The sequence below is a fragment of the Acinetobacter variabilis genome, from assembly GCF_000369625.1.
GTDB lineage: Bacteria > Pseudomonadota > Gammaproteobacteria > Pseudomonadales > Moraxellaceae > Acinetobacter > Acinetobacter variabilis.
In genome coordinates this window covers 333,659-346,261 of the sequence record NZ_KB850111.1, presented here as the reverse complement: position 1 = coordinate 346,261, position 12,603 = coordinate 333,659, and the positions used below count along the sequence as shown (strand labels likewise).

7 protein-coding genes are annotated in these 12,603 nt (G+C 44.9%); 5 read left to right on the top strand and 2 right to left on the bottom strand.

The genetic code is table 11. The features are described from left to right. Nucleotides 1-25 precede the first annotated feature (25 nt). The gene (locus F897_RS17650) at nucleotides 26-277 is read right to left on the bottom strand and encodes a hypothetical protein (protein WP_034170979.1); all 252 of its coding nucleotides are present in this window, start codon (nucleotides 275-277) and stop codon (nucleotides 26-28) included. Between F897_RS17650 and rpoB the strand changes: the two genes are divergently transcribed. The 3 genes from rpoB (at nucleotide 271) to F897_RS01570 (ending at nucleotide 9,327) form a co-directional block, all read left to right on the top strand. Next, nucleotides 271-4,359: a DNA-directed RNA polymerase subunit beta gene (gene rpoB / locus F897_RS01580; protein ID WP_005232527.1), complete on the top strand. Its 4,089-nt coding sequence runs from the start codon at nucleotides 271-273 to the stop codon at nucleotides 4,357-4,359. The two genes, F897_RS17650 and rpoB, sit on opposite strands and share 7 nt — an antisense overlap. A 143-nt stretch (nucleotides 4,360-4,502) precedes the next feature. Continuing rightward, nucleotides 4,503-8,702, top strand: a complete 4,200-nt coding sequence (rpoC, locus tag F897_RS01575) for a DNA-directed RNA polymerase subunit beta' (protein ID WP_004781676.1) — start codon at nucleotides 4,503-4,505, stop codon at nucleotides 8,700-8,702. Nucleotides 8,703-8,961: 259 nt separating this feature from the next. After that, complete coding sequence (locus F897_RS01570; protein WP_005232525.1) at nucleotides 8,962-9,327, top strand: hypothetical protein; 366 nt, start codon at nucleotides 8,962-8,964, stop codon at nucleotides 9,325-9,327. A gap of 67 nt (nucleotides 9,328-9,394) precedes the next feature. Here the strand turns inward: F897_RS01570 and F897_RS01565 are convergent, their stop codons facing one another. Then, complete coding sequence (locus tag F897_RS01565) at nucleotides 9,395-9,889, bottom strand: DUF4442 domain-containing protein (protein ID WP_005232524.1); 495 nt, start codon at nucleotides 9,887-9,889, stop codon at nucleotides 9,395-9,397. Between the two features lie 117 nt (nucleotides 9,890-10,006). Between F897_RS01565 and F897_RS01560 the strand changes: the two genes are divergently transcribed. Together F897_RS01560 and F897_RS01555 are read left to right on the top strand one after the other, a co-directional pair. Beyond that, nucleotides 10,007-10,888 (top strand): alpha/beta fold hydrolase, encoded by an 882-nt coding sequence (locus F897_RS01560; RefSeq protein ID WP_005232522.1) that lies wholly within the window; start codon nucleotides 10,007-10,009, stop codon nucleotides 10,886-10,888. 98 nt (nucleotides 10,889-10,986) lie between these two features. Further along, nucleotides 10,987-12,354: a Na+/H+ antiporter family protein gene (locus F897_RS01555; RefSeq protein ID WP_005232521.1), complete on the top strand. Its 1,368-nt coding sequence runs from the start codon at nucleotides 10,987-10,989 to the stop codon at nucleotides 12,352-12,354. Nucleotides 12,355-12,603: the final 249 nt, after the last annotated feature.

The window sequence follows — 12,603 nt, the reverse complement described above, 5'->3', positions numbered from 1 at the left end:
AAATTGGCTGATGGCTCTTGGGTCATCAGCCTTTTTGCGTTACAATAATCGGCTCGATTTTTGTTTGCATGATATAAAATTCATACAAATTAAAAATAAACATAATGAACAAACGCTTACCAATATTTTTCATTAAAAAAATATTGTTAAGCGTTTTAATACCACTAAAAATTGCAGCATTTGTAAAGAGTGGTGGCCATATCGGCCAGCGTAATTCCTTCTGAGCCCGTTCTGCAGGCGGGCTTGGTTTACACTTTCCGAGGACTCCAGATGGCATACTCATATACCGAAAAGAAACGGATCCGTAAGAATTTTGGTAAATTGCCTAGCGTCATGGATGCTCCGTACCTGCTCGCGATTCAAGTCGACTCGTACAGAACATTCTTACAAGATGGCAAATCACCAAAAAACCGCGAAGATATCGGTCTCCAAGCCGCATTTCGTTCAGTTTTTCCTATTGAAAGTTATTCTGGCAATGCTGCTTTAGAATTCGTTGAGTATAGTCTTGGTAAGCCTGAGTTTGATGTACGCGAATGTATCCTTCGTGGCTCAACTTATGCAGCACCAATGCGCGTAAAAATTCGTTTGATCCTGAAAGATCGCGAAACTAAATCAATCAAAGACGTACGTGAACAAGAAGTCTACATGGGCGAAATGCCGCTTATGACAGACAACGGTACTTTCGTGATTAACGGTACCGAGCGTGTAATTGTATCGCAATTGCACCGTTCACCGGGCGTATTCTTTGACCACGATAAAGGCAAGACTCACTCAAGCGGTAAAGTCCTTTATTCAGCTCGTATCATTCCTTACCGTGGTTCATGGTTAGACTTTGAATTCGATGCCAAAGACCTGGTCTACGTACGTATTGACCGTCGTCGTAAATTGCTTGCGACTGTGGTGCTTCGTGCGTTGGGTTATGCCAACGAACAAATTCTCGACATGTTCTACGAGAAAGTACCTGTGTATCTGGACATGGGTAGCTATCAGATTGATCTTGTTCCAGAGCGCCTGCGCGGCGAAATGGCACAGTTCGACATTGCTGACAAAGACGGCAAAGTCATTGTTGAACAAGGTAAACGTATTAACGCACGTCATGTACGTCAAATGGAAGCATCTGGTCTTGAGAAGCTTTCTGTTCCTGATGAGTACCTGTACGAACGTATCACTGCTGAAGACATACCACTGAAAGATGGTGATGTGATTGCAGCCAATACTGTTCTGAGCCATGAAATCATGGTGAAAATTGCAGAAGGCGACGTGAAACAGTTCAATATCCTGTTTACTAACGATATCGACCGTGGTCCGTTTATTGCGGATACATTACGTGCTGATACCACAGTAAGCCGTGATGAAGCGCTTGTAGAAATCTACAAAGTCATGCGTCCAGGTGAGCCACCAACAAAAGAAGCTGCTGAGAACCTGTTCAACAACCTGTTCTTCTCTTCTGAGCGTTATGATCTGTCTCCAGTCGGCCGTATGAAGTTCAACCGTCGTTTGGGTCGTCCTTACGAAGTGGGTACTGACCAGAAGTCACGCGAAGTTGAAGGCATTCTCTCGAACGAAGATATCACTGATGTATTAAAAACATTAGTAGAAATCCGTAACGGTAAAGGTGAAGTCGACGATATCGACCACTTGGGTAACCGTCGTGTCCGTTCTGTGGGTGAAATGACCGAGAACCAATTCCGTGTAGGTCTGGTTCGTGTAGAACGTGCTGTTAAAGAACGTCTGTCTCAAGCTGAAACTGATAACCTGTCTCCGCAAGACCTGATCAATGCGAAGCCAGTGGCTGCTGCAATCAAAGAATTCTTTGGTTCAAGCCAGTTGTCTCAGTTCATGGACCAAAACAACCCGTTGTCTGAAATTACACACAAACGTCGTGTATCAGCACTGGGGCCTGGTGGTTTGACTCGTGAACGTGCGGGCTTCGAAGTACGTGACGTCCATCAAACTCACTACGGTCGTGTATGTCCAATTGAGACTCCTGAGGGTCCAAACATTGGTTTGATCAACTCGCTGTCTGTTTATGCGAAATGTAACAACTTCGGTTTCTTGGAAACTCCATACCGTAAAGTGGTTGATGGTCGCGTAACTGATGACGTTGAATACCTATCTGCGATTGAAGAAGTAGGTACTGTGATTGCACAGGCCGACTCTGCAGTAGATAAAGATGGCAACCTGTCTGAAGAATTCGTTTCTGTACGTCACCAAGGTGAATTCGTACGTATGCCTCCTGAAAAAGTGACGCATATGGACGTATCTGCTCAGCAGGTTGTATCTGTAGCAGCATCACTGATTCCGTTCCTTGAGCACGATGACGCCAACCGTGCATTGATGGGTTCGAACATGCAACGTCAGGCTGTTCCTACGTTAATTGCTGATAAACCACTGGTTGGTACCGGTATGGAAGCGAACGTAGCACATGACTCTGGTGTATGTGTAATCGCGAAACGTGGTGGTCGTATTGAATTTGTTGACGCTTCGCGTGTTGTAATTCGTGTCAACGAAGACGAAATGGTTGCGGGCGAAGCAGGTGTAGATATCTATAACCTGATCAAATACACACGTTCTAACCAGAACACTTGTATCAACCAGAAAGTTCTTGTGAACCTGGGCGATAAAGTAGGTCGTGGTGACGTTCTGGCTGACGGTCCATCAACTGATGGCGGTGAGCTTGCGCTTGGTCAAAACATGCGTGTAGCGTTCATGACCTGGAATGGTTACAACTACGAAGACTCGATCTTGTTATCTGAGCGTGTTCTTCAAGAAGACCGTTTAACCTCTATTCACATCCAGGAACTTTCATGTGTTGCACGTGATACCAAATTGGGTGCTGAAGAAATTACTGCCGATATTCCGAACGTGGGTGAAGCAGCGCTTTCTAAACTGGACGAATCAGGTATCGTTTACATCGGTGCTGAAGTGACTGCGGGTGACATCCTGGTAGGTAAGGTGACGCCTAAAGGTGAAACTCAGTTAACTCCTGAAGAAAAACTGCTTCGTGCAATCTTCGGTGAAAAAGCGGCTGACGTAAAAGATTCTTCTTTACGTGTTCCATCGGGTACTAAAGGTACTGTGATCGACGTTCAAGTGTTTACACGTGACGGTCTTGAAAAAGACGAACGTGCTCAAGCAATTGAAAAAGCTCAGCTTGATGCTTACCGTAAAGACTTGAAAGAAGAATACAAAATCTTCGAAGAAGCAGCACGTGAACGTATTGTACGTCTGTTGAAAGGTCAGGAATCTAACGGTGGCGGTACTACTAAACGCGGTGACAAACTGTCTGAACAATTGTTATCTGGTTTAGAGCTTGTTGATCTGCTTGATATCCAACCAAGTGATGAAGCAATTGCTGAACGTTTAACTCAAATTCAAGTGTTCCTGAAAGAGAAGAGTCTTGAAATTGATGAGAAATTTGCTGAGAAAAAACGCAAACTTTCTACAGGTGACGAACTGACAACTGGCGTATTGAAAGTTGTTAAGGTTTACCTGGCAGTTAAACGTCGTATCCAGCCTGGTGATAAGATGGCGGGTCGTCACGGGAACAAGGGTGTAGTTTCTAACATCCTGCCTGTTGAGGACATGCCGCACGATGCCAATGGTGTACCAGTAGATATCGTACTGAACCCGCTCGGTGTACCATCACGTATGAACGTGGGTCAGATTCTGGAAACTCACTTGGGTATGGCTGCTAAAGGTCTTGGCGATCAAATCGACAAGATGCTGAAAGAACAGCGTACAGTTCTTGAACTGCGTGATTTCCTAGACAAGATTTATAATAAGGTTGGCGGTCAGCAAGAAGATCTTGACAGCCTGACTGATGAAGAAATCTTGAAACTGTCTGGTAACTTGCGTAAAGGTGTTCCTCTGGCAACTCCAGTATTTGATGGTGCTGAAGAAGGTCAGATCAAAGAATTACTTGAGCTTGCTGGCTTGTCACGTACGGGTCAAACTGTATTGTACGATGGCCGTACTGGTGAACGTTTCGATCGTCCTGTAACTGTAGGTTACATGTACATGCTGAAATTGAACCACTTGGTTGACGACAAGATGCATGCGCGTTCTACTGGTTCTTACTCTCTAGTAACGCAACAGCCGCTGGGTGGTAAAGCACAATTCGGTGGTCAGCGTTTCGGTGAGATGGAAGTCTGGGCACTGGAAGCATACGGTGCAGCATATACGCTTCAAGAAATGCTTACTGTGAAGTCGGATGACGTTGAAGGTCGTACCCGTATCTATAAGAACATTGTAGATGGTAACCATTATATGGACCCAGGTATGCCTGAATCGTTCAACGTATTGACCAAAGAGATCCGTTCTTTAGGTATCAACATTGAACTGAAAAATGGTGATTAATTAATCCCCCGGCCCCCTTTTTCAAAGGGGGAGTTCCCCTCTTTAGTAAAGAGGGGTTAGGGGAGATTCCAAATTTCAGTTAAAAAACAATATTTGTGACCCAGTCGGGAAGTGAAAATCTCCTCGACACACGGAGAAAAAAATTGAAAGACTTGCTCGATATCATGCGCAAAAAGACGGATTCCGACGGTCATGCTCCAGTAGAGTTTGATCGCATCCGTATTGGTCTTGCGTCACCAGAAATGATTAAGTCGTGGTCTCATGGTGAAGTTAAAAAGCCAGAAACCATTAACTACCGTACGTTCAAACCAGAACGTGACGGTTTATTCTGTGCCAAAATCTTTGGTCCAGTAAAAGATTACGAATGCTTGTGTGGTAAATACAAGCGTATGAAATACAAAGGCGTCATTTGTGAAAAATGTGGCGTTGAAGTAACAACTGCGAAAGTTCGTCGTGAGCGTATGGGTCACATCGAGCTTGCGTCTCCAGTTGCGCACATCTGGTTCCTGAAATCACTGCCTAGCCGTATCGGTCTTTTATTAGACATGACGCTACGTGATATCGAACGCGTATTGTATTTCGAATCTTATGTTGTCACTGACCCAGGTATGACTCCATTTGAGAAATACCAACTTCTTAACGATGAAGAATATTTCAATGCGTTAGAAGAACACGGTGACGAATTCACCGCGAAAATGGGTGCAGAAGCAGTTCAAGACTTGCTTAAAGATATCGATCTTGAAGCTGAAATTGCGCGTCTACGTGAAGAAATTCCAAATACAACTTCAGAAACTAAGCTTAAAAAAGCCTCTAAGCGTCTGAAATTGATGGAAGCATTTAACGATTCGAACAACAAGCCAGAATGGATGGTGATGAACGTACTTCCAGTACTTCCACCAGATCTTCGTCCGCTTGTACCACTTGAAGGTGGTCGTTTCGCGACTTCTGACCTGAACGACCTTTACCGTCGTGTGATCAACCGTAACAACCGTTTAAAACGTCTTCTTGATCTTGCGGCTCCAGACATCATCGTACGTAACGAAAAACGTATGTTGCAAGAATCTGTAGATGCATTGCTGGATAACGGTCGTCGTGGTCGTGCGATTACTGGTTCTAACAAACGTCCGCTTAAATCTTTGGCAGATATGATCAAAGGTAAACAAGGTCGTTTCCGTCAAAACTTATTGGGTAAACGTGTCGATTACTCTGGTCGTTCGGTAATTACCGTAGGTCCAAGCCTGCGTTTACACCAATGTGGTCTTCCTAAGAAAATGGCGCTTGAACTGTTCAAGCCATTCATCTTTGCGAAACTGCAAGCATCTGGTCAGGCTACAACCATTAAAGCTGCGAAGAAAATGGTTGAGCGTGAAACTCCAGAAGTTTGGGACGTTCTAGCATCAGTCATTCGTCAGCATCCAGTGATGTTGAACCGTGCGCCGACGCTTCACCGTCTAGGTCTTCAAGCATTTGAACCTATCCTGATTGAAGGTAAAGCGATCCGTCTTCACCCACTCGTATGTGCTGCGTTCAACGCCGACTTCGATGGTGACCAAATGGCGGTACACGTACCATTAACACTTGAAGCTCAGTTAGAAGCTCGTGCGTTAATGATGTCGACCAACAACATTCTGTCTCCAGCGAACGGTGAGCCAATCATTGTACCGTCTCAGGACGTTGTCTTGGGTCTTTACTACATCACTCGTGATGCGGTAAATGCCAAAGGTGAAGGCATGGTGTTCGCGGATACTGACGAAGTAAACCGTGCGCTTGCGACTGGTCAGGTGGATATGCACGCTCGCGTGAAAGCACGTGTACATCAAACCGTGATCAACGAAAACGGCGAACGTGAACAGCAAACGATTATCGTAGATACGACTCCTGGTCGCTGTCTGCTTTGGGAAGTTGTGCCTGAAGGTATGGACTTCCAGCAAATTAACGTTGAGATGACCAAAAAGAACATCTCTAAGTTAATCAACTCTTGCTACCGTAAACTGGGTCTGAAAGACACTGTTATCTTCGCTGACCAATTGATGTACCTTGGCTTCCGTCAAGCGACTCGTTCTGGTGTTTCTGTTGGTATGGAAGACATGGTCATTCCACCACAAAAACAAGCGATTATCGGGAAAGCAGAAGCTGAAGTTCGTGAAATCGAACAACAGTTCGAACAAGGTTTCGTAACTGCTGGCGAACGTTATAACAAAGTGGTCGATATCTGGGCGCGTACTAACGACCAGGTAGCGAAAGCGATGATGGACAACTTGTCATTCACAACTGTTAAGAACAAACAGGGTGAAGACGAGAAACAGAAATCATTCAACAGCATCTACATGATGTCTGACTCTGGTGCCCGTGGTTCCGCAGCTCAGATTCGTCAGTTGGCTGGTATGCGTGGTCTGATGGCGAAACCGGATGGTTCGATCATTGAGACTCCAATTAAAGCAAACTTCCGTGAAGGTTTGACAGTACTTCAGTACTTCATTTCAACACACGGTGCGCGTAAAGGTTTGGCCGATACAGCACTGAAAACAGCGAACTCTGGTTACCTGACTCGTCGTCTGGTAGACGTTGCGCAAGACTTGGTCATCACTGAGCCGGATTGTGGTACGTTGTCTGGTCTTGTCATGACTCCGTTCATTCAAGGCGGTGACGTGATCGAGAACCTGGGTACTCGAGTACTAGGTCGTGTAGTAGCTGAAGATGTGAAACGTGCGGGTACTGAAGAAGTTATTCTGCCGCGTAACACATTGATCGACGAAAAACTTGCAAACTACCTGGAAGAGCAAGGTGTCGACGAAGTTAAAGTACGTTCAGTGGTATCTTGTGAATCTACTTTCGGTGTTTGTGCGAAATGTTACGGTCGTGACCTTGCACGCGGTCACTTGGTAAACCCAGGTGAATCTGTAGGTGTTATGGCTGCTCAGTCGATTGGTGAGCCGGGTACACAGTTAACCATGCGTACCTTCCACGTCGGTGGTGCTGCGAGCCGAACTTCTGCTGCAAACAGCGTACAAGTTCGTAATAAAGGTACTGTACGTTTCCACAACGTGAAAACTGTACAACATGCCAAAGGTCACTTGGTATCAACTTCACGTTCAGGTGAAATCGGTATTGCAGATGACTTAGGTCGTGAACGTGAACGTTACAAACTGCCATACGGTGCGTCTATCTTGCTGAAAGATGGCGAAGCTGTAGAAGCAGGCGGTATCGTAGCGACTTGGGATCCGCATACACATCCACTGGTTACAGAAGTTGCCGGTAAAGTTCGCTTCAGCCAAATCGCTGATGGTGTAACTGCAACATCGAAAACTGATGATGCAACTGGTATGACCACTGTTGAAATCTTGCCTGTAACAGCACGTCCTGCTTCTGGTAAAGATTTACGTCCAGCTGTTGTGCTTGACACAGTAGATGGCGGCGAACAGTTCTACTTCTTGCCACAAAACACCATTCTTTCTGTCCGTGATGGCGAAACCATTGGTGTGGGTGACGTAATTGGTCGTGTACCACAAGAATCTTCACGTACTCGTGATATTACCGGTGGTCTGCCACGTGTTGCTGACTTGTTCGAAGCACGTAAACCGAAAGAACACGCAATCCTTGCAGAAGTGTCAGGTGTTGTAAGCTTCGGTAAAGAGACCAAAGGTAAAAACCGTCTGGTGATTACTCCGGATGATGGTTCTGAGATCTACGAAGAACTGATTCCGAAATGGCGTACCATTAACGTGTTCGAAGGTGAACATGTGAACCGTGGTGAAACCATTTCTGATGGTCCACAGAACCCGCATGACATCTTACGTCTGAAAGGTGAAGTGGCGTTGACCAACTACATCGTGAACGAAGTTCAGGACGTTTACCGTCTGCAAGGTGTAAAAATCAACGACAAGCATATTGAAGTGATCGTACGTCAGATGCTGCGTAAAGTGGACATCACTGACGGTGGCGATACAAGCTTCATCAAAGGTGAACAAGTGGATTACATCCGTGTGATGCAAGAGAACCAAGCTGTTCTTGCGCAGAACAAGTTCCCTGCGAAGTTTGAACGTCAATTGATGGGTATTACCAAAGCCTCGCTTTCTACTGACTCGTTCATCTCTGCTGCATCGTTCCAGGAAACTACTCGTGTGTTAACTGAAGCGGCTGTAACAGGTAAAGAAGATGATCTACGCGGTCTGAAAGAAAACGTAGTTGTAGGTCGTCTGATCCCAGCGGGTACAGGTCTGGCTTACCACTTAGAGCGTCGTCGTCAAGAAGCAGAAGCTGCAGAATTTGAACTGCACAATGACTTCTCTGATGTAGATCAAGCGTTAAGCCAAGCATTCAGCGATGAATTTAACGGTCTGTAATTAGCCGCTAAATCATTTTAAAAAGCCACCTTCGGGTGGCTTTTTTATTTCCCAAATTATTCATATTTATATCGCTAGAAAAGGTCAAATGATCTGGAAGTTACTTGTTCTAAATATAGATAAATCATCAATAGAACATGATCTTTCATGCGCTCTTTACAAAATAAATCATGAGGGTTTCAAGATTTAACATCTTGTTATGAATCGCTCCTTAAAATCAGGTTAATCTTAAGTCAAAGCACGAAGGAAGGCCAAGATCATGAAAAAGTTAATGAGCGTAATAGCTGTTGCAACTATCTCTACTTTTATGTTGGCAGGCTGTGAAAATATGTCTGCTAAAGATCAGCGTATTGGCGCAGCTGCGCTTGGTGGTGCAGTGGGTGGTGGTGTAGGTAACAGAGTGGGTGGTGGTGTTGGTGCAGCAGTTGGCGGTGGTGCCGGTGCAGCAGTCGGCAGTAAAGCTCAAGGCGGTTCAAACCGTAATGCGACCTATAGCGGTGTCGGTGGTGCTGTAGGTTCTGCTGTGGGTAAAAGCATCTTTGGCGGTACAGGTGGTGCTGCAATTGGTGGTGCCATCGGTGGTGGTGCTGGTGCAGCGATCGAACAGAATAACCGTCGTCGTTAATCGACAGAACTATCCTCCAGATAGATTTAAAAGCGCCTCAATGGCGCTTTTAGTTTATTCAATTTCGTTATTTAGCTTCTCGAGGCTTGCCTTTACTTTGTTTAAGGCGGATATAAACGGTCTTTTGTACCTCAGCGATACGCACACCGGAATCATCATAAATATTGAGCTGATACTGGCGATAAACCGGACTATGGTCAGCTGCCAGTTCTTTCACTGTTTGCACTTCCTGCCTAGAAATCCGGATGTCCGCATAGACCGTTCCACGTCCTGGTGCTAGAAACTGAATGGTAGAGCTTTTATCCCAGACAATGTATTTCGGACCCAGATGGTGCATCAGTAATAACATATAAAAAGGGTCGACCATGGAATACAGGCTGCCACCAAAATGTACTCCGACAATATTCTGATTCTTGCGAGTCAGTGGCATTTTCACGCGAACGTGATAATTGGCAAAGTCCATCTCATCAATGACAATTCCTGCTCCACGATAGGGGGCATAGCGATTCAGGATAAATTTGGATAACAAAGGCAGTTGCTGAATTTTTCGTAATAGGCTCATGCGGATATTCTTTTTTCTGGTCTTGTATGCATACTAGAACAACAAAAATAAGCTGGCATTGATAAATCGTGCCTATTTCAACAATAAAAGAGTCAATCAGCGAATAAGGATACATCTATGCAAAAACATAGCTTGTGGGTAGATACCAGCGATCATCAACGTCTCTATGTGAAAACCTGGGGCGAGCCTGAGCGACCGGCTTTGGTGCTGGTTCATGGTTATCCTGACCATCAGGATGTTTGGGAAGCGGTGATTTCTCACCTCGTTCAGGATTATTTTGTGGTGACCTATGATGTGCGCGGAGCAGGAGACTCCAGCGTTCCCAAGGAAATTCGGGATTATCGTCTGGAACGTCTGTGTGCAGATTTAGAGCAAGTGGTTGATCAGGTCTTGCAAGGACGAGCTTTCCACCTTGCGGCTCATGACTGGGGGTCAATCCAGGCTTGGGAAGCAGCCACCGAACCTAAATTTAAAGGTCGGATTTTGTCTTTTAGCACCATGTCAGGTCCATGTCTGGATCATGCTGCTTTCTGGATGCGTGAACAGTTTAAACAGCATAAGGCCAAGTTTTTTAAACAGATGACCAGGTTCTGGTATATCGCGGTATTCCAGTTGCCTTTTATAGCGCCTACAGCATGGAATTTCTTTAATGCAGAACGTTGGGGCAAAATGATCAGTCAGCTGGAACAGCAGGAAAATCTGCCGCTAAACCAGAATATTGTGAAAGACGGCAAATATGGCGTCAATCTGTATAGGGCGAACTTTTTGCCGCGTTTATCTCGGCCTAGACAGCGTTTTGCGGTCTGTCCGGTACAGGCAATTGTGCTCAAGAAGGACCAGTTTGTTGGCCCGGATCTGATTGATGAAATGCCAAAATGGGTAGAAGATTTTTCCCGGATAGAACTGAATGCCAATCACTGGGCAATTTTGAGCCAACCGGAACAGGTGGCTCATCTGATTCATAATTTTATTCAGCAAAAATTAACAGCGGCCACTTGATACGGAGATTGGGAATGTGACTCGGCAAGGGATAAGTGGAAGAATTTTTATCCGGATTTTCTGATAAAATAGCCGTTTTCTCTCATTCCCAATTCATTATGTTCGCAATTCTTGCTGCTATTGGAGTCATGTTTGGACTCTCATTGGCACGTGTACCTGTGGTTTTTGCCTTGGTCATTGGTGCTGTTACGGGTGGTTTGCTGGCAGGTCTTGGCCTCCAGGGAACTTTAGACGCATTTAACAATGGTCTGGGTGGTGGCGCTAAAATTGCCTTGGCTTATGGCATCCTGGGTGCCTTTGCTTTGGCCTTGGCACGTTCCGGTCTGCCTGACTTGCTGGCCTATAAAATGATTACTACCTTAAAAGGTGAGGCATCAGAAAAGGCACAGAACAAGGTTAAATATCTGATCTTCTGTACCGTGGCATTGGCTGCCGTTTTCTCGCAAAACGTGATTCCGGTACACATCGCCTTTATTCCGGTTCTGATTCCACCGTTATTGCTAGTATTTAACCATCTGAAGCTGGATCGCCGTTTGGTGGCCTGTCTGCTGACCTTTGGTTTGGTGGGAACATATATGCTGGTTCCAGTCGGTTTTGGTGCCATCTTCCTGAACGATATTTTGGGCCATAACATCAATACCTTTGGTAAGCCCTATGGCTTTGAGATTACTTATGACCAGATTCCCGCTGCGATGGCGATTCCGGTCTCAGGTATGTTCGTGGGTTTGCTGGTGGCCATGTTTATCAGCTACCGTAAGCCGCGTCTCTATAAAGATATCCATGTGGAACAGCAGCAAAGTATCTCTGCGGAACTGGGTGTGGAACAAAAATCAGCAAAGCCACAAATTGCTAAATTTACTATCTGGATGGCAGCGGTTGCTGTCTTTGCAACCCTTGCAGTACAGCTCTATTCAGATTCGATGATTCTTGCGGGTCTGGTGGGTGTAGCGATCTTAAGCTGTGCCGGAATCTTTAAATGGAAAGAAGCAGACGATGTGATCATTACCGGTATGCGTATGATGGCTCTGGTTGGTTTTATTATGATTGCCGCGCAAGGTTTTGCTGCCGTAATTGAAGCGACTAATCAGGTACCAGCCTTAGTCGAAGCTTCGGTGAACTGGATTGGCGATAGCCAGGCACTGGCTGCTTTCCTGATGTTGTTGATTGGTCTGTTAATTACATTAGGGATCGGTTCATCATTCTCGACTGTTCCAATTCTGGCGATTATTTATGTACCGCTCTGTATTCAATTTGGTTTTAGTCCTGCGGCAACTATTGCAATCATCGGGACTGCGGCTGCTTTGGGTGATGCCGGTTCTCCAGCATCAGATTCAACCCTAGGCCCAACATCCGGTCTGAATATGGATGGTCAGCATGACCATATGAAGGATAGTGTGGTTCCAACCTTCATTCATTTTAATATTCCACTTATGATTTTTGGCTGGATTGCAGCCATGGTTCTGTAAGTCAATTTTAATCTGCTCTGATATAAACCGGAGCAGATTTTCCTGGATTTAAAATAAATTATAAGATGTATTTAAAATATATATTTAAATATAAAATTAATATAAACCTGATTATTTTACTCTGAATATTGTTATATTAACCTGATTAATTTACTGGGTATTTAAAACCAACCAATATAGTCAATTTAAAATAAATATTTAATAATTAGATATACTTAAATAATAAATAAAATTTAGTTTTATAATCTC

Coding starts and splice junctions, on each gene's coding strand:
- rpoB (WP_005232527.1), top strand. CDS start 271: ATGGCATACTCATATACCGAAAAGAAACGGATCCGTAAGAATTTTGGT.
- F897_RS17650 (WP_034170979.1), bottom strand. CDS start 277: ATGCCATCTGGAGTCCTCGGAAAGTGTAAACCAAGCCCGCCTGCAGAA.
- F897_RS01570 (WP_005232525.1), top strand. CDS start 8,962: ATGAAAAAGTTAATGAGCGTAATAGCTGTTGCAACTATCTCTACTTTT.
- F897_RS01565 (WP_005232524.1), bottom strand. CDS start 9,889: ATGAGCCTATTACGAAAAATTCAGCAACTGCCTTTGTTATCCAAATTT.
- F897_RS01560 (WP_005232522.1), top strand. CDS start 10,007: ATGCAAAAACATAGCTTGTGGGTAGATACCAGCGATCATCAACGTCTC.
- F897_RS01555 (WP_005232521.1), top strand. CDS start 10,987: ATGTTCGCAATTCTTGCTGCTATTGGAGTCATGTTTGGACTCTCATTG.